We start from the raw sequence: 17,997 nt of genomic DNA, 5'->3' as shown, positions 1-17,997 counted from the left end.
AACCATCAATGAAAACAGCGGCCGGAGCCGCTGTTTTCATCGAGACGCTAACTTCGACGCGTCTTATTCCGCCGTTTCGAGCAACGGGTAATCCGTATAGCCCTTCGCGCCCGGCGCATAGAACGTCGACGTGTCCCAGTTGTTGAGATCGGCATCGACTTCGAAGCGGCGCACCAGATCCGCATTCGCGATGAAGGGCTTGCCCCACGCGACGGCATCGGCGTCGCCGCGGGCGATGATCGCTTCGGCGCTGGCCTTCGTGAAGCCTTCGTTGGCGATATACACGCCGCCGAACGCCTTCTTCAATTGCGGCCCGAGGCTGTCGGCGGCTTCATGCTCGCGTGCCGCGATGAACGCGATCTTGCGGCGGCCCAGTTCACGCGCGACGTAACCGAAGGTCGCGGCGCGATCGCTGTCGCCCATCGTGTGCGAATCCGCGCGCGGCGCGAGATGCACGCCGACGCGATCCGCGCCCCAAACTTCGATAGCCTGATCGACGACTTCGAGCAGCAGGCGCGCACGATTTTCGATCGGGCCGCCGTAGGCGTCGGTACGCTTGTTCGTGCTGTCCTGCAGGAACTGGTCGAGCAGATAGCCGTTCGCGCCGTGCACTTCGACGCCGTCGAAGCCCGCGCGCTTCGCGTTTTCCGCGCCCTTGCGGTACGCCGCGACGACACCGGCGATTTCATCCAGTTCGAGCGCGCGCGGCGTCACGTACGGACGCTGCGGACGCACGAGGCTCACGTGTCCTCCCGCCGCGATCGCGCTCGGCGCGACCGGCAGTTCGCCATTCAAAAAGATCGGATCGGAAATGCGGCCGACGTGCCACAGTTGCAGGAAGATCTTGCCGCCCGCTTCGTGCACGGCCTTCGTGACGAGCTTCCAGCCTTCCACTTGCTCGTCGGACCAGATGCCCGGCGTGTCGGCATAGCCGACGCCTTGCGGCGTCACCGACGTCGCTTCGCTCAGAATCAGCCCCGCCGATGCGCGGTCTGCGTAGTACTGCGCCATCAACGCGTTCGGCACGCGTTCGACGCCCGCGCGCTGACGCGTGAGCGGCGCCATGATGATGCGGTTCTTCAACGTGAGTGCGCCAACTTTAAGCGGATCGAAAAGAGTCGACATGAATTGGATTCCTAATGAAATTGAAAGCAGACTTTCACCGAATGGCAAGCAAGCTCAGAGATTCCCGATGGAATCGCGAAACGCCTGAATGACCGCTTCGTCGCGCTTGAAGAACACCCACTGTCCAACGCGCTTCGTGGTGACGAGTCCGGCTTTGTGCAAGGTCGCGAGATGCGCCGAAACGGTGGACTGCGACATGCCGCAGCGCCCATCGATCTGACCCGCACAAACGCCGTGCACGTGCGGCAATTCCTGATCAGGGAAATGCAGCTCGGGTTCCTTCAGCCATTCCAGAATCTCGCGGCGAAGGGGGTTGGCGAGGGCCTTGTGAATTGCGTCGATGTCCATTTCGTTGCTCGTGCGTCTGACGGACGGAACGTGCAGCCTGTTCCGAATCGTCTTGCTGCGAAGTATATATCGTAAATTTACGATATGCAAACCCCGCCGAATGCGTCGATGTGCGACATGCCGCCGCGCCGCGCCGTCTGGTACGCTCCCCGGTTTCATCGGCTGCAAGAAGACTGCACAAACCTTATGGATACTCCTTTCAATGAACGTGGCGTGACGCTTTCGCGCGCCGGACTCTCGGCGTCCGGTCAGATGATTCCGCTGCGCGATCTGCGCGCCGCGCGCGTCGTGATGATCCCGCGCCAGAAGCCTTTGCCGATCATCATCGCGCTGATCGGGCTGATCGTGCTCGGCGCGGGCATCTTCACCGGCTCGGGCGCGGCGCTCGTGCTCGGCGTGATGATCGTCGTCGTGGGTTATCTCACCTGGATCACGCAGGACGTGATCTATCAGTTGATGGTCGCGACGCCCGACGGCGAGCGCGAAGTGCTCATCACGAAGGATCAGGAATTCGCGGACAAGGTCGCGGCGCTCGTCGGCGAGGCGGTCGCGAAACATGCGGCGAGCGCAGGCGCGAAGTCATCGCAAGCCTGATCTTGATGCGCCGTTTACACGGCGGCGCGCTTCTTTAGCCCGGCCTTTAGGCGCGCGGCGCTAGAGTGCGGGCATCGCCACAACGAGCCGTCGCCGGACGGCTTCCATCGATGGATATCCGCACATTCGACTCGATCGCTCTTTCGCGCGTGGTCAACGGCGGCTCGCCGCGCCGCCGCGAAGCACGCCACTGCGTCGCGTTCGATCTCACCGTTCCGGGACTGGATTCGTCGGCCGCACGCGACATGCTCGCGTATGCGTTCGGCGCGGGCACGCAGGCTTATATCGTGGAGACGAGCCGCCTCCGCGATTGCACCACGCTCCATGTCGAGACCGATCGCGATGACATCGACGATGTCATCGGCACGCTCACCGCGCATTTTCCCAACGCAACGCTCGGCCGCGTGACGCGCATTACGCGCATCACACGGCGCTGAACGCGTCGTCAGGTGATCTGCAACGGCTCGACGTGCCAGATGTCGCGCGCATACTCCGCGATCGTGCGGTCCGACGAAAAAATGCCCATGCCCGCGACGTTCTCGATCGCGCTCCGCGTCCACGCATCCTTGTCGCGGTACTTGAGATCGACTTCGGTCTGCGTCTTGTCGAAGCTGTCGAAATCGGCGAGCACCATGTAGTGATCGCCCCAGTCCACGAGCGTATGGAAGATGTCGTAGAAACGGTGCGGCTCTTCCGGCGAGAAGTGCCCGAGTCGAATCTGGTCGAGCGCGACTTTCAGCTCCGCGTTTTCCTCGTAAATCTGCCGTGGCCGATAACCCGCCGCGCGCAACGATTCGATCTCGTCGGTCGTGTTGCCGAAGATGAAAATATTCTCGCGCCCCACGGCATCGCAGATCTCGATGTTCGCGCCATCGAGCGTGCCGATTGTCAGTGCGCCGTTCAACGCGAGCTTCATGTTGCCGGTGCCCGATGCTTCGGTGCCCGCCATCGAAATCTGCTCCGACAGATCCGCCGCCGGAATGATGAGCTCGGCCACGGAAACGCCGTAGTTCGGAATAAAGCCGACCTTCAGCCGATCGCCGATGAGCGGGTCCGTGTTGATCTTGCGGGACACATCGTTGATGAGCTTGATGATGTTCTTCGCCATCTTGTACGCGGACGCCGCCTTGCCCGCGAACATCACGACGCGCGGCGTCCAGTCCTGCTCCGGATTTTCGCGGATGCGGTTATAGCGCACGATCACATACAGGATGTTGAGCAATTGCCGCTTGTATTCGTGGATGCGCTTCACCTGCAGATCGAACAGCGCTTCCGGATTGATGATCGCGTTGGCGTCCCGTTTCGCGCGTTCCACGAGCCGCAGCTTGTTGGCGAACTTCGCATCGTGAAAGGCCTTGCAGAACTCCGGATCGTCGCGCCATTCGCGCAGCCTGCCAAGCTCGAAGAGATCGGTGCGCCAGCGCGGCCCGAGCCGCTTGTCGATCAGCGATGACAGCGACGGACTCGCCTGCGCGAGCCATCGGCGCGGCGTGATGCCGTTCGTCACGTTCGTGAAGCGCTCCGGATACATGCGCGCGAAGTCGGAGAAGATGTTCTGCACCATCAGTTGCGAGTGCAGCTTCGATACGCCGTTCACCTTGTGACTCGCGACGATCGCGAGATGCGCCATGCGCACGCGCCGCTGGCCGAATTCATCGACGAGCGAGATGCGCCGAATCAGCTCGACATCGCGCCCGAACTTCTCGGTGACTTGCTTCAGGAACTGCGCGTTGATCTCGAAGATGATCTCCAGATGCCGCGGCAGCAAGCGCGCGAGCATCTCGACGTCCCATGTTTCGAGCGCTTCGGGCATCAGCGTGTGATTCGTGTAGGAGAACATCTGCTGCACGAGCTTCCACGCCTTGTCCCACGGCAGATGATGCCGATCGACGAGCAGGCGCATCAACTCCGGAATCGCGAGCACCGGATGCGTGTCGTTCAGATGCACGGCGACCTTTTCCGCGAGCCGACCGAAGTGCGTATGCGTGCGCTGATAGCGGCGTATCAGATCCTGCATCGTCGCGGAGACGAAGAAGTATTCCTGACGCAGACGCAACTCGCGTCCGGCCTGAGTCGAGTCGTCGGGATACAAGAGACGCGACACATGTTCCGATGTGTTCTTCGCCTCCACCGCGCGCCGATAGTCGCCCTGATTGAACGCGGAGAGATCGAACTCGTCGGTTGCGCGCGCGGACCACAGGCGCAGCGTGTTGGTGGCCGTTGTCGCGAAGCCGGGAATAACCGTGTCGTAGGCCATCGCGTTGACGTGCTCGGTGTCGATCCAGTCGGTGCGATCGTCATGTTGCACCGTGCGCCCGCCGAAATGCACGGTGTACACGACTTCGGGCCGCGGAAACTCCCACGGATTGCCCGCGCGCAGCCAGTAATCGGGCATCTCGACCTGATTGCCGTCGACGATCGTCTGACGGAACATCCCGTATTCGTAACGGATGCCATAGCCGAAGCCCGGCACGCCGACCGTCGCCATCGAATCGAGGAAACAGGCCGCAAGGCGTCCGAGGCCGCCATTGCCGAGCGCGGCGTCCGGCTCGAGTTCCTCGAGCGCCGCGAGATCGACGCCCAAGCCGGCGAGCGCATCGCGCACTTCGTCGTAGATGCCTAGCGCGAGCAGCGCATTGCTGAAAGTTCTGCCGATGAGAAATTCCATCGACAGATAGTAGACGCGTTTCACGTCCTGTTCGTATTGGAGCCGCGTGGTGCGCATCCAGCGCGCGACGAGACGATCCCGCACGGCCAGTTCAGCGGCGTGAAGCCAGTCCCGCGGCTGCGCGGTGACTGCATCCTTGCCGACGCCGTACATCAGGCGGTTCGAGATGGAGCGCCTGAGCGCATCGACGGTACTGTTGAGCTGGTCGAATTCCAGATCGACGGATGTCATCGAAACCTCCGGTGTTTGCAACATATGCAACGACCGCGAAAGCCTGACGGGAGTTCAATCCGGACGCACCGAATTGGCGCCCTGCCCCGGTCTGGCGGGTGCGGACGTGCCTGAACGTGCAGGTTACGCCAGTTTTATTTTTTTTGGTATGACAAGGCGGAAACGGAGAGCGGCCCGCAAATTGCTAACGAAGAGCTTGCGGGCACATGATGGCATCGATATTTAGTTCGGATTCCGTATGTTTGTCATGCGATGGAGCGGCGTGGCGCGCGTGCGGCGATCAGCAGAAGCGCCGCGAGCGATACGCCCAGCAGAATCAGCGAGAGCGCGGACGCCGGCAGATAGTAACCGCGATTCACCTGCCCGACGACGACGATCGGCACCGTCGCGAATCCGGGCGGATACACGGTGAGCGTCGCGCCAAGTTCGCCGAGCGAGAGCGCGAAACCGAGCGCGAGGCTCGCGCGGATCGCGGGCACGAGTTGCGGCAATACCACGCGCGCGAGCACCATGCGCGGCGGCGCGCCGAGACTCGCGGCGGCTTCGCGCAGCGTCGTGAGCTCGGGGCGCAGCGCCGCGGCGGCGCATCGATAACAGAACGGCAACACGAGCGCGAGTTGCACGAGCACGACGATTGCGGCCGATCCCGACAGATCGAGCGGACGCTTGTGATACGCGATCAACACGGCGAGCCCGAGGACGACGCTCGGCACGCCGCTGCCCATCATCGCGACGGCATCGACGAGTGCGCCGAGACCGCGCCGGTCGCGTCCTTCCAGCGCGAGCGCGAGCCAGAGTCCCAGCGCGGTGCCGAGAAACGCGACGCCCAGGCCGACTTCGAGACTCGTCGCGACCGCATCGAGATCGCTCGATGAAAGACGCGCGAACCAGCGCGTGGAAAAACCATCGGGCAGGATCGTGCCGGACCAGTGCGACGCGACGCTCGACAACGCGACGACGATCACCGGCAGCACGAAGAGCCAGAAGCACAGCAACGCGAAGAGGCCCGTGAACGCATGACGCAGGAGCGCGCGAGGTCTGAACGCAGCAGCGATGAGTTGCATGTCAGCGCTCTCCCGAACGGCGACTCGTTTGCCGATTCACGCGTCGATACAACGCATAGAGCGATAGCGACATCAACAGCATCACGACCGAACCCGCGGCCGCGGTGGCCAGATCGAGGTCGACGGTCGCGGCGCTGTAGATCGCGATCGGCAAGGTGATCAGATGTGCGCTGCCGAGCACGAGCAGAATGCCGAACTCGTTCAACGTCAGCAGAAAGCAGAGGATCGTGCCTGCCGCGATGCCCGGCCACGCGAGCGGCAAGACGACTTTCGTCGCGACCATCCAGCCATCGGCGCCGAGGCTCTTTGCGGCTTCGACGAGCCGCATGTCGAGCGTCGCATACGATGCGAGCGTCGGACGCACGACGAACGGCGCATAGAACACGACCTCCGCGAGAATCACGCCGCCGATGCCGAAAAGGAAATCGAGCGGCGGCGCATCGAGCGAAAAGATCCGCTGCAGACCGATGCTCACCGAACCTTGCGAGCCGTATAGAAAGATCAGCGTGAACGCGACCAGAAACGACGGAAACGCGACGAACAATTCCAGAAAACGCGTGAGCAGGCGCGCGAGCGCGAACGGCCTGAAGAACAGCATCGATGCGAGCGCGACGCCGAGCAACGAAGCGATGCTCGCGCTCGCGAAGAGAATCCCGAGCGTCGTGCCGATCATCCCGCGCGTTTCGGGGTTGCTGAAGAACGCGCTGTACGCGTGCAGCGAGAAACCGTGCGGCCCGGTCACACTCGACATGACGAGGCGCGCGAGCGGATACACCACGAGCGGCCCGAGCACGACGACGAGAATGAAGAGCAGATGCCACTGCGCCTTGCGCTCGCGGCGTTGCGCTTCTTTGGCGTGCGCTGCGAATTGCGCGGAGAGATAGGCGTCGCAGATGCCGCGTTCGTCGCGCGCGACGCTGTCAGGGACGAACAAGGACGACATCGTCAGCCTCGAAGCGAAGGGAAACGCGCGCGCCTTTGTCCGGCATGCGCGAATGGCCGCGCTGCGTCGTCACGAGCACGGGCTCGCCGGGCAACGCATCGAGCGCAACGGAAATGGAAAGCGCCGCGCCATACCATTCGACGGACGCGATCGTGCCATGCAGATGGCCTTCTCCCAACGGCGCGATCGCGAATCGTTCGGGACGAATGCACGCGAGACGTTCGCGCTCGTCGTGCCGCGCATCGCCGACGGGATACACCACGCGCGGCGGCAGCAAATTCGCGGCACCGAGATAGCGCGCGACGAACGCATCGTTGGGCGCGTCGTACAGCTCGCGCGGCGCACCGAGTTGCGCGATGCGGCCATCGCGCATCAGCAGCGTGCGGTCGGAGAGCACGAGCGCATCGTCCTGATCGTGCGTCACGCAGACGATCGTCAGATTCGGCAAGCGCTCATGCAACGCCTTCAGCTCGCTGCGCACCGAAGCGCGCAGATTCGCATCGAGCGCCGAGAGCGGCTCGTCGAGCAGCAGCACGTCCGGCTCGATGACGAGCGCGCGCGCCAGCGCCACGCGCTGCTGCATGCCGCCGGAAAGCTGCGCGGGCATGACGTGACCGGCATCGGAAAGCTGCACGAGCTTGAGCGCATCGGCGACGCGTCGCGCGATCTCGCCCGTGTTCAGCTTGCGTGCGCGCAAGCCGAACGCGACGTTGTCGAACACCGAGAAATGCGGGAACAGCGCATAGCTTTGGAACAGCAGCCCGAGATTGCGCTGATGCGGCGGCACGTGCGTGAGATCGCGGCCCGCGACGGCGAGCGTGCCCGCGAGCGCATCGGCCTTCACGAAGCCGGCGATGAAGCGCAGCAGCGTGGTCTTGCCGCATCCGCTCCGGCCGAGCACGGTGAGGAATTCGCCGCGTTCGATCCGAAGCGAGAGATCGTCGAGCACGGTACGCGTGCCGAAGCGCACCGTCAGACGATCGATGTGCACGCCCGGCGTTTGATCGACGCCGAACGCTTCCTTGGGGACGGCGCTCATCAGGACTTCGGCTTGACGACGTCGGTCTGCTTGCCGGTGTTGCCGATCACTTCGGTCTTCCAGCGCTCGGTCCAGCCCGCCTTCTTCTGCATGACTTCGTTCCAGTCGACGGGAATAAGCTTCACGCCGGAGATCGCCTGCTTGACGGCTTCGCCGTTCTTGCCGGCGAGCGGCACGTCGGTGCGGCCGGGGATGCCGTAGATATCGGGCACTTTCGACTGCACATCCGACGACATCAGATAGTCGATGAGCTTCTTGCCCGCCGCCTGATTCGGTCCGCTCTTGATGAGGCCGATTGCATACGGAAGCTGGAATGTGCTCGGCGCTTCGCCTGCCTTGTGCGACAGGAAGAGCGGCTTGATGGAGAGACCGCCGTTCGCGGCATCGTCGAGGTCCATTTGCAGATCGCCGTTCGCGAATGCGATCTCGTTACGCGAGAGCAGCACGTCGAGATAGCCCGTGCCCTTCGTATGGAACTTCGCGTGTTGTTCGAGATCCTTCAGGTAATTGAAAGCCTGGTCTTCGCCCATCAGCGCGGACGTCAGGATGATGACGGCCATGCCGTCGCCTGCCGTGGCTGGATTCGAGTATGCGATCTTGCCGGAGTAGCTCGGATGCAGGAGATCGGCGAAGGTCTTGGGCGCGGTTTTCGTGACTTCGGGATTGATCGCGAACGAGAAATAGTTGTTCACGAAGGTGGCCCATGCGCCGTCTTTTTCCTTCGCGATGGCGGGCACGTTCTTGTAGTTCACGCTCTGATACGGCTGCAGCAGGCCGCCTTGTTGCGCTTGCTGGATGAACGGCGGCAGCGTGACGAGGACGTCTGCTTTCGGCGAATCCTTTTCGACGGTCGCGCGGTTCACCACTTCGCCGCTGCCCGCCGTGACGATGTTGACCTTCACGCCTTCCTTCTTTTCGAATGCGGGAAGCACGTCCTTGTAGAGATTCTCGAGGCCATCGGCGGTGTAGAGGACGACGGCGTCGGCGGCGTGAGCGGGCATCGCGGCAAGCAGAGCAAACGCGGCGGCAAACGCCGGCAGCACAGTGCGCGCGAAGCGGGAATCGCGGGTCATGGTGGTCTCTCGTGTCGGGGATCGATGAAGGTCGGGGGCGACCTTCGACCCGGAATATTGCAGAGATGTGTGACATCGACGTGAAGGCGCCACGGGTCGCCACGTATTTGCATATTTCGCCAAGGGGCTTGTGGTTTGTTCTTTGGTGTCTGCTTTTTCGCCGGATCCCGTTATGGTGTCGGTCTATTAGCGTTGCCCCTGTGCGGGGCGGCACTCACTTTCTTTGCTGCTGCAAAGAAAGTAAGCAAAGAAAGCAGCTCGTCACGGCCCGCGGTCACACGCAATTTGGGTAGTTCTCTCGTCACAGGCGGCACTCGCCTAACGAGTGCCCTCGAAGGACTAACCGGGCTTGGCTCGCGCACGGTCTGACGAGCCATTCCCTTTACCGCGGTGGTTCAGCACGAAATAGCTTCGGCACAGCGCTACGCGCTGCCGCCCCGTATGCAAGGGAAACCAACGTGCGGCAAGTGCAGCGAGATTAAGACGTTAGTAGCGAAGCACGCGCGGACCCGCTTGACCGGTCGGCCGCGAAGCGGGCCGGAGCTATTTGGTGCTGAACCCGTTTGTTGTGTGGTGCGATGACACAGACCGTGCGCGAGCCAAGCCCGATTATGTGTTTGAGGGCACTCTTTAGGCAGCCCACGATCGACGAGAGGACTACCCAAATTGCGTGTGACCGCGGGCGTATCGGAAGCTGCTTTCTTTGCTTACTTTCTTTGCAGCAGCAAAGAAAGTGAGTGCCGCCCCGCACAGGGGCAGTGCTAATAGACCACTAAGAAAACGGGATCCGGCGAAAAACCGGAGCCGACACGAATACGAGACCCATCGAAAGCGAACAACAAAAATCAAGCAACAACGACCTCAAGCCCCCGCGCGGCCAGCGCCCTTCGGACCCCCCGCTCAGGCAGAGCTTCACAAACCAGAAACCGAACCGCCTCGAACCCGGCGATCCTAACTGGCAAAACCAGGCCGAACTTCGAGCAATCAGCAACCACGACCGGGCACGCAGCAGACGCGATCATGCTCCCGCGCACCTCAGCGGCGAGCCGCGAATAATCCGTCAGATGCGCGTCATTCGTAATCCCCCCCGCCCCGACGAAAGCAAAATCCGCGTGATACTGCGCAAGCTGCTGAATGGTATCGAGCCCGAACGTCGCATCTTCGAGATCGGCGATCTCGCCACCCAGCAAAGTCACGCGATTGCCATTGCGCCGCGCCAGCAACATCGCGATACGCCAGTCGTTCGTATACACCGTCAGCCGATGCCGCTGCCCCAACGCACGCGCCAACGCCTGCGTCGTGCTTCCCGAATCGATGACGAGCGACGCCCCGTCCGGCACGAACGCCGCCGCGCGCACGCCGATCGCATGTTTCGCCGCCGCGTTCTTGGCTTCGCGCACATCGACGTGCGGCTCGCGCCGGTCGACCGATAACGCGCCGCCATGCGTCGTCGTCACGAGCCCGCGTCCGGCGAGCGCGTTGAGATCGCGCCGCACCGTCTCGCGCGACACCGACAACGCACGCACGAGATCCGCCACCGCGAGCGCGCCATGCTTGTCCAATTCGGAGAGGATGTACTGGTGACGTTGTTCGGCGAGCATCGTTCGATGAAGAAAGGCAAGGCGGCGTGTGGAGTTTAGCGGCCCTATGTGGCATTTCTCTGGCAAGCGCGATTCGTCAAGCCACGACGCGCAATGAATTCTTTCCCCCGGGTACGCAATCGACAAGCACGCCTCCGCTAGACTTCGTGCCTTATGCACGAGCTTTGAACGAGGCAACACGATGTACAAGAAAGGCGTGGTGATCGAAATCCAGTTCCCTCCCGAACGTCTGAACGACGCGGCTGGCGATCCCTACTGGATCGACCTCACACTCGACGAGGCAAAGCGCTTGCATGCGCAACTATCGCGGCGTTTCGAGGGCGAAGCGCGCGCCAATCAGCCGCTCGATACGTTCACCATCGAATGACGCGCCGCGCCGAAGTGCACGGTTAGACAAGACGCGCGCAAGCGTTCCGGCCGATACTGCGGCATTTCGTTTCGCCGCTTGCCTCACATGGTCTCGATTCTCGCCGCGCCCGTCTTCGTGTTTCTCTGGTCGACGGGTTTCATCGTCGCAAGGGCGATCACGCCTTACGTCGATCCGAATCTCTATTTGCTCGCGCGCTTCGGCGGCACGACGCTGCTGTTTCTCGCAATCGCCGTCGTCACGCGCGCGCCATGGCCGAAAGGCGGGGACATCGGCCGGCATCTGTTCGCCGGCGCGCTGCTGCAAGGCGTCTATCTCGGCGCGGGCTACTGGGCCGTCGCGCAAGGCATGGGCGCGGGCATCATGGCGCTGCTCGGCGCGCTGCAACCGCTTCTGACCGCCGCCGTCGCCGCGCGGCTCTTCGGTGAACGGCTCTCGCCGCGCGCATGGAGCGGGCTCGTGCTCGGCCTCTTCGGCGTCGCGCTCGTGCTCGCGCCGAAGATCGCGGCGAGCGGCGCGCCCGTCACGCACGCATCGTCCGGACACGCGCCGCAATGGCTCGTCGCGACGATCGCCGTGCTCGCCGTCGTCGCGATCACCGCGGGCACGCTGTATCAGAAGACTTCGCTCGCGCGCGCCGATATCCGCAGCGCCAGCGCGTTGCAGAACGCGGGCGCGACGATCGTCGCGCTCGTGCTCGTGATCGCGCTAGGCGAGCATCGCTTCATCGTCTCCACGACGACGTGGCTCGCGCTCGCGTGGGGCATCGTGATGCTCTCGGGCGTCGCGACGACGCTGCTCGTATGGATGGTCCGTCGCGGCGACGCATCGCGCGCGACCGCCCTGCTCTTTCTCGCGCCGCCGCTCGCCGCGCTCGAAAGCTATCTCGCATTCGGCGAGACGCTCGACGCGATGCAGCTCGCGGGCTTCGGCGTCGCGCTCGCGGGCGTGCTGCTCGCGCGCTCGAAATAGCACGCCCGGCACGCCTCAATCGACCGTGTCCGCGCCCGCCGGGATGTGCTCGCGCACCGCCTTGCCCGGACCCGGCGCCCACGCGGGCCGCGTCTTCCTTCCGGTATCGACGACGACGAGATAATGCCCCGCCCAGGGCGTCGTCTTGCGCGTGGCCTTCAGCACCCACATCGACTGGCCTTCGGATACGCGCGCCTCGTATTGCGCATCGAGAATGCCGTGATGATCGAAGAACGTGTTGAGCGTCGACGGAATCCGCACGCAGCCCTTCGAATGCCGCATGCCGAGCAGCGGCTCCAGTTTCTCGGGATCGGTGGCGTGCATCTGGAAGCGCATCGGCGACTTGCCGCCATGGCCCCAGCCGCGCTCGCCTTCGGCCCAGCCGAAATCGTAGATACGCATATCGCGCGCGCCGTAGCCGCGAATCTTGAACTCGTTGAGCGTGCCCTCGGCGCGAAAGTCCATGTTGCCCGGCACATGCTGGAAGACGCCGAGCGGCGTGAGGAAGTGATCGTAACTGCCGGGACGCCCCGTCGATACCGGCGATGCGCCGATCATCGACCACGCATCGTCGGCCTTCGCGCGGAAATAGACGAAGATCGCCTGCACGTTCGCGCTGCGATCGACCATCACGACGAATTCGTTGACGACGCCGCCGTGACCGTCTTCTTCCAGCGTACGTTGCAGCAGACGGCCGTAGCCCTGCTGATCCGCGACGGGCACATTGAGCCGCCGATCGACTTCCTTCGCGAAGGTCTGCCGCATCGCATACGCGCCGGCCGGCTGCATGCCGCTGCGCTGGGCGAGATTCGGCTCGGGTGTTTCCGGCGGCAAGGGCACTTCGGGCACGGCCGCTTCCGATGCCGCGCTCGCCGCCGATGCCGCGCTGGCTGCGCTCGCCGCCGATGCAGCCGATGCAGCCGATGCAGCCGACGCTTCCGGAGCCGATTGCGCGGGCATCGGCACGGGCATGGCGGGAAGCGCGCGCTCGGGCGCGCTCGCGGCTTGCGGAATGCTTGCGCCCTGCGGCATCGGCGGCACCGGGATAGAGCGGGCGACGGGCGCGACGGGCAACGCCGTCACGCGTCCCGGCGCGACCGCTCCCGATGCGCCCGAGGCCGCCTGAGGCTGCGCGCGAGCCGCCGTCGAGATCGAAAGAAGCGCGCCCGCCGCCGCGCACACGAGAAACCTTGCGCCGATCGGCGTCTTGTTCGTCCTGCTCTTTCCTGCCTGATGCATTCATTTGATTGATCCGCTTTGCCATTCGCCAACGGACGATCCACCGGATCGCCCGGTTCGAGCGGCCCATGCGCGAGACTGCGCGCACCGACAAAAAAGCCGGCGCGCACGACGCGCCGGCTTCGCCGCTACTTGAGGTTCGTCAACGGAAGCGCAGCAAAGTTCGTTCCGACCGCACGCGCGACGATGCGCGGCGCAGCGGAAACATCAATGCAGACGGATGGAGGCGTCGCCGGACGCGGAAGCCCGGGCACGCAAAGGTTCGTCGTGAAAGCGCTGATGGCACAGCTTCTGGGCGATCGCCTCGCCGATGTAAGGCACATCGGTCGCGAGCCTGGCGGTCGCGTAGGCGTGAGCGGTGCCCGCGCCGTGAACTTCGATGTCGCTCGCATACTGCCCGAGTTCGTGCTCGAGAAATCGCCGCACGTCGCGCGCGGCGCAGCGTTGAGGAAGATTCCAGACGAGCAGGTTCATCGCCGTCACCTTCTTGCGCGTGCGAAAACAGGCCGCCGGCTCTGCCTCGCGATCATCCGCGCCGCGAGCGTACCGACAACGAAGAGGGACACATACGCGAGCATCATGGCGACTCCAGGACTAATTTCGAGATAGCTCCATACTAATCCCGTTAATGGCGCGTGTGATGCGACATTCCGCCTATTTCAATAGATGTTCTAAATCGGACGGATAAGCCGAACGCATCGTTACAGGCCCGTACAGGTCATGCTGGAAAGATTCGGATACCGATTCGGCCAGTCGCCCGCCATTGCGGTTTGCGCTTCTTTCAGCGTCATGTCGCCGGTGCAGACGCAGCGCTTCAGGTACACCGCGAGCCGTTCCTTTCGGCGCTGGCCCTCGCGCCCTTCCCAGCGGCGCAGATCGAGATTCGCGGGCGAGTTGGGCGAGCCGCCGAGCAGCACCGGCATGCGATGATCGAGCGCGTATTCCGACGCGAACGACGGATCGATGCTGCGCTGCTTGAGCAGCCGCTCCTTCTGACGCATCTGGATTTCAAACGACGGCAGCACGCGGTCGACGTAACCCGGAATGCAGATCGTATCGACGATGGTCGCCTGCGTGACGCGCGCATCGAGCCATTCGGCGCGCTGGGCGCGCGGCGTGCCGGGCACGCATGCGAGCATCGCGCAGCAGCACGCGAGCGCCGCGCGCGCGGCCCGGCGGGCGCGGCGCGCGCCCGGTTTCGGTTCCTCGGTGAACCCGGTATCCCTTCGACTCATGCGTTTCGTGCGCCATCGATCGCGGCCTCGGTCCGCCGCTTGTTTTCAAGATGATCGGAGGTTCAATTAAAGCACACGAAACGCGCGCCGCACGCGAAGAGTTGCTCGCGATCCGCGAAGCCGCGTCACGTCGACGCGCCGGACGCCGGACAAACCGATGCCGACGCCGCGTCGAGCGCCGCATCGAGCGCCTCGGCCGCCGCGACGAACGCCGCGAACGATGCCGCGATGCGCGCATCGTCCTCGCCGTTGCGATCGTCGTCGACCGCCAGTTCGCAGTCGCGCTGCAACGTGACGCACGCGCGCATGAACGACGCCGCGCCGATCACCGCCGCCGCGCCCTTCATGCGATGGGCGATGTCGCGCAGCAAGGCGTGGTCGTTGTCGGCGAACGCGGCGTGCGCGTCGGCGAGATCGCTCGCGTTCGCGGATTTCAGCGTATCGACGAGCGTCCCGGCCTGCTCACCGAAACCGGCGAGCAACGCGGCATCCAGAACCGGCTCGCCGGATTCGCGCGTCGCCGATGCGACCGGCGCTGCAACCGGCACGCGGCCGTCGCGCGTCGCGGCGAGCAAGGCCTCGCGCAGCGCGTCGAGGCCGAGCGGCTTCACGAGGCACGCGTTCATGCCCGATGCGACCGCGCGCAATGCCGCCTCGGGCTGCGCGTTCGCTGTCAGGCCGATGATCGGCACGGCGCGCGTCGCCGGATGCTTCGCTTCGTCCTCGCGAATCGTGCGGGCCAGTTCCTCGCCGCTCATTTCGGGCATCGAGCAGTCGGTCAGAATCACGTCGACGGCGTGCGGCGCGGCGCGCCAGCGTGCGAGCGCGCTCTTGCCGTCTACGGCCAGTTGCGCGACGCCGCCGAGCAGCCGGATTTGTCCGTCGAGCACGATGCGGTTCGCCGGATGATCGTCGACGACGAGCACGCGCAAGCCCGCAAGCGATACCGCCGATACGCCCGTCTCCACGGCCGGCGCATCGGCGGCGCACGCGACGGCATCCGCCTCGGGCAAATCGAGCCGCACGGTGAAGCGCGTGCCGCGCCCCGGCTCGCTCGCCAGCTCGATCGCGCCGCCCATCATCTCGACGAGCCGCTTGCTGATCGTGAGGCCGAGGCCGGTGCCACCGACGCTGCGCGCACGGCCATCGTGCGTCTGCACGAACGGCGTGAACAGCAGCGCCTGCTTCCCGGGCGCGATGCCGATGCCCGTATCGGACACCGCGAGCGTCACCACGCGCCTGCCGTCCAGCGCCGGCGCGACGTCGTGTTCGAGCGTGACCGCGCCGGTATCGGTGAACTTGATCGCGTTCGAGAGCAGATTGCCGACGATTTGCCGCAAACGCTGACCGTCGGCAAGAATCCAGACGGGACCGTCGCCGGAAAGCCGCTTCACGACGAGCGCGATGCCCTTAGCGCGGGCGGCCGGCTCGTAGATCGCCGCGACGCCCGCGATCCACGATTCGACCTCGAGCGGCGCGGGCGCGAGCACGAGGCGCTCCGCCTCGATCTTCGCGACGTCGAGCAGATCGTCGATCATGCCGAGCAGATCGCGCGCGGCGTGATGCGCGGTCGACAGCGCGCGCTTGGTCGCGGCGCGCTCGCCGGGCGCACGCAGCTCCATTTCCAGCAGGCCGAGCACGGCGTTCATCGGCGTGCGGATTTCGTGGCTCATCGTCGCGAGGAACGTCGATTTCGCGCGATTCGCCGTTTCCGCCTCTTCCTTCGCGGCGCGCATGGCGCGTTCGGCGGCGATCCGTCGCGCGATCTGCACGCGCAGCGTCAACGCCCAGCCCGCGAGCGCGAGCAAAAGCGCAATGCCGAGCAGCGCGCCCAGCTCGACTTGCGGACGGCGGCGCTCCCACATCATTTCGGGATGCTCGGCGAGCTTCCAGCGCGTGCGGATCGATTCGAGTTCCGGCGGCGGCAGGCTCGCGATCGCGCGATTCACGATGCCGAGCAGCACCGGCTCGCCCGCACTGACGATGAGTCCGTGCGGAATCGGCTTCGTCGACAGCACGCCGCTGATCGTGAGCGTGCCGCGAAACGGATTGCCCACGGCGTAATTGGCGAAAGGCAGATCGGCGACGGCCGCATCGGCGTCGCCGTTGGCCACGGCGCGAAACGGACCGTCGAACGGTTTCGAATCGACGATGCGCGCTTGCGGCGCATCCTCGCGCACGAAGTTCAGGATCGGCCAATCGTGCGGAATCGCGATGCGCTTGCCGGCGAGCGCGGCGGCGTCGCGCAAGGGCGGACGGCCCACGGCGGTCACGATCGCAAAAATGCTTTCGCCCGTCGGCGTGGTCGCCTCGCCGCCGGGCAACGGCGACAACGCGCCGAGACTGAACGGCACGATCGCGGACGCGCCGCTCTTCAGATCGGCGCGCAACTGCGCCATCGACGTGCGTATGCGCGGCTCGAAGCGCAAGCCGGTCACGCGCGCGATCGCGTCGAGGATATCGACGGCGATGCCCGCCGCGTTGCCGCGCTGATCGCGGAACATCAGCGGCGCGGCCTGCGCGAGCATCGAATAATGCACGACGGGATGCGCCGCGATCCACGCTGCTTCCTCGCGCGTGAGCGGGATCGGCGTGTTGCGCGTGATCGCGGACGCCGCCGGCTGCCAGCGCTCGTGCGTCACGAGCGCGAAGCTCGGCGGCAATGCGGCGAGCGCATCGTCGACGCGCTTGCGCAGCGCATCGGCGTCGGCGCGTCCGGGCGCGAACGCGAAACTGTAGCCGCCTTCGTCGAAGGTCGCGAAACCGGTGATCGTCAGGTTCGGCAAATCGAAATGATCGATCGTGTACGAGGCCACGGTCATGTCGCCGACGAAGGCGTCCGCGTCGCCGAGCGACACCGCGAGCAGCGCGCCGGTCAGATCGGGATAAGCCACGGGTTCGAGCGATGGATACGCCGCGCGCAGACGCGCCGGCGATGTCTGCGCGGCCACGTAAGCAAGCCGATGCGTCGGCGGATGGGAATGGAGCGGCTCGACGTAGATCAGCTTCGTCGGCAGATACGGGCGGCTGAACGCGAGCGGTTCGCCGGCATCTTCGCCTGTCGCGCCCGTCGCCATGTCGATGTCGCCGAGCCTGAGCGCCGCGATCATCGCCGGCCTGTCGGGAAAGAAGCGCCAGTCCGGATCGATTCCGAGCGCACTCGCGACGGCGTTCGCAAAATCGGCCGAGATGCCGCGCGGCAAGCCCGGCCGCGCCGAACAATGATTCACCGAATCGGCCATGTCGAGCGGCGGCGCCATGCCCGGCACCGCGCCGATCACGATGGACTCCTTCGCATGCGCAAACCCGCACGCGATGCAGAGCACACACGCGAGAACAGCGCACGCGCCCCGCCCGGCGCCGGCGCGATGCTGCGCTAGATTGAACACGTCACGCCCCGATGGACCCGAGTGCGGCTAGTGTCTCAAAAACACCCGGGCGCGTATATCGACGGCGTGACGCATGAAGCCGCGCTTCGTTGCGCGGCGCGAAACGCGC

The 17,997-nt window shown here is 64.7% G+C and carries 16 protein-coding genes; 4 read left to right on the top strand and 12 right to left on the bottom strand.

Annotated elements, in window-relative coordinates; all coding sequences use genetic code 11:
• Window positions 1–63: 63 nt before the first annotated feature.
• Both NCR93_RS15295 and NCR93_RS15290 read right to left on the bottom strand, forming a co-directional pair.
• Window positions 64–1,125: an alkene reductase gene (locus tag NCR93_RS15295; protein WP_008353785.1), complete on the bottom strand. Its 1,062-nt coding sequence runs from the start codon at window positions 1,123–1,125 to the stop codon at window positions 64–66.
• 54 nt (window positions 1,126–1,179) lie between these two features.
• The gene (locus NCR93_RS15290; RefSeq protein ID WP_008353786.1) at window positions 1,180–1,473 is read right to left on the bottom strand and encodes an ArsR/SmtB family transcription factor; all 294 of its coding nucleotides are present in this window, start codon (window positions 1,471–1,473) and stop codon (window positions 1,180–1,182) included.
• A 186-nt stretch (window positions 1,474–1,659) separates the two neighbouring features.
• Between NCR93_RS15290 and NCR93_RS15285 the strand changes: the two genes are divergently transcribed.
• The gene (locus NCR93_RS15285) at window positions 1,660–2,067 is read left to right on the top strand and encodes a DUF6232 family protein (protein ID WP_008353787.1); all 408 of its coding nucleotides are present in this window, start codon (window positions 1,660–1,662) and stop codon (window positions 2,065–2,067) included.
• 110 nt (window positions 2,068–2,177) lie between these two features.
• Window positions 2,178–2,504 carry a hypothetical protein gene (locus NCR93_RS15280; RefSeq protein WP_175979138.1) on the top strand — a complete coding sequence of 109 codons (327 nt, stop codon included), beginning with the start codon at window positions 2,178–2,180 and terminating at the stop codon, window positions 2,502–2,504.
• A gap of 8 nt (window positions 2,505–2,512) precedes the next feature.
• On the opposite strand, the gene NCR93_RS15275 is transcribed toward NCR93_RS15280, so the two are convergent.
• From NCR93_RS15275 to NCR93_RS15250, 6 genes are all read right to left on the bottom strand, one after another.
• Window positions 2,513–4,966: a glycogen/starch/alpha-glucan phosphorylase gene (locus NCR93_RS15275; protein WP_008353789.1), complete on the bottom strand. Its 2,454-nt coding sequence runs from the start codon at window positions 4,964–4,966 to the stop codon at window positions 2,513–2,515.
• 245 nt (window positions 4,967–5,211) lie between these two features.
• Window positions 5,212–6,030, bottom strand: a complete 819-nt coding sequence (gene phnV, locus NCR93_RS15270) for a 2-aminoethylphosphonate ABC transport system, membrane component PhnV (RefSeq protein ID WP_175979137.1) — start codon at window positions 6,028–6,030, stop codon at window positions 5,212–5,214.
• Window position 6,031: 1 nt separating this feature from the next.
• The gene (locus NCR93_RS15265; RefSeq protein ID WP_175979136.1) at window positions 6,032–6,973 is read right to left on the bottom strand and encodes a 2-aminoethylphosphonate ABC transporter permease subunit; all 942 of its coding nucleotides are present in this window, start codon (window positions 6,971–6,973) and stop codon (window positions 6,032–6,034) included.
• The gene (gene phnT, locus NCR93_RS15260; RefSeq protein ID WP_175979135.1) at window positions 6,951–8,012 is read right to left on the bottom strand and encodes a 2-aminoethylphosphonate ABC transport system ATP-binding subunit PhnT; all 1,062 of its coding nucleotides are present in this window, start codon (window positions 8,010–8,012) and stop codon (window positions 6,951–6,953) included. The genes NCR93_RS15265 and phnT overlap by 23 nt, the downstream gene beginning before the upstream one ends.
• A complete protein-coding gene (gene phnS / locus NCR93_RS15255) occupies window positions 8,012–9,085 on the bottom strand; it encodes a 2-aminoethylphosphonate ABC transporter substrate-binding protein (protein ID WP_008353793.1) in 1,074 nt (357 codons plus the stop codon). Before phnS ends, phnT begins: the two co-directional genes overlap by 1 nt.
• An 845-nt stretch (window positions 9,086–9,930) precedes the next feature.
• Complete coding sequence (locus tag NCR93_RS15250) at window positions 9,931–10,686, bottom strand: DeoR/GlpR family DNA-binding transcription regulator (protein ID WP_008353794.1); 756 nt, start codon at window positions 10,684–10,686, stop codon at window positions 9,931–9,933.
• A gap of 181 nt (window positions 10,687–10,867) precedes the next feature.
• Between NCR93_RS15250 and NCR93_RS15245 the strand changes: the two genes are divergently transcribed.
• Together NCR93_RS15245 and NCR93_RS15240 are read left to right on the top strand one after the other, a co-directional pair.
• Window positions 10,868–11,053 carry a hypothetical protein gene (locus NCR93_RS15245; RefSeq protein ID WP_008353795.1) on the top strand — a complete coding sequence of 62 codons (186 nt, stop codon included), beginning with the start codon at window positions 10,868–10,870 and terminating at the stop codon, window positions 11,051–11,053.
• A gap of 87 nt (window positions 11,054–11,140) precedes the next feature.
• Window positions 11,141–12,025: a DMT family transporter gene (locus NCR93_RS15240; protein WP_175979134.1), complete on the top strand. Its 885-nt coding sequence runs from the start codon at window positions 11,141–11,143 to the stop codon at window positions 12,023–12,025.
• A gap of 15 nt (window positions 12,026–12,040) precedes the next feature.
• Here the strand turns inward: NCR93_RS15240 and NCR93_RS15235 are convergent, their stop codons facing one another.
• From NCR93_RS15235 to NCR93_RS15220, 4 genes are all read right to left on the bottom strand, one after another.
• Window positions 12,041–13,264 carry a hypothetical protein gene (locus NCR93_RS15235; RefSeq protein ID WP_175979133.1) on the bottom strand — a complete coding sequence of 408 codons (1,224 nt, stop codon included), beginning with the start codon at window positions 13,262–13,264 and terminating at the stop codon, window positions 12,041–12,043.
• A 207-nt stretch (window positions 13,265–13,471) separates the two neighbouring features.
• On the bottom strand, window positions 13,472–13,738 hold the full coding sequence (locus tag NCR93_RS15230) for a hypothetical protein (protein WP_008353799.1): 267 nt from the start codon (window positions 13,736–13,738) through the stop codon (window positions 13,472–13,474).
• Between the two features lie 227 nt (window positions 13,739–13,965).
• Window positions 13,966–14,499 (bottom strand): hypothetical protein, encoded by a 534-nt coding sequence (locus NCR93_RS15225; RefSeq protein ID WP_008353800.1) that lies wholly within the window; start codon window positions 14,497–14,499, stop codon window positions 13,966–13,968.
• Window positions 14,500–14,624: 125 nt separating this feature from the next.
• Window positions 14,625–17,780: an ATP-binding protein gene (locus NCR93_RS15220; protein ID WP_239295442.1), complete on the bottom strand. Its 3,156-nt coding sequence runs from the start codon at window positions 17,778–17,780 to the stop codon at window positions 14,625–14,627.
• Window positions 17,781–17,997: the final 217 nt, after the last annotated feature.

Origin of the sequence: Caballeronia sp. ATUFL_F1_KS39 (genome assembly GCF_023630985.1) — a bacterium.
GTDB lineage: Bacteria > Pseudomonadota > Gammaproteobacteria > Burkholderiales > Burkholderiaceae > Caballeronia > Caballeronia zhejiangensis.
Note: the sequence above shows the minus strand (reverse complement) of the source record. Positions and strands in the feature narration are given on the sequence as shown.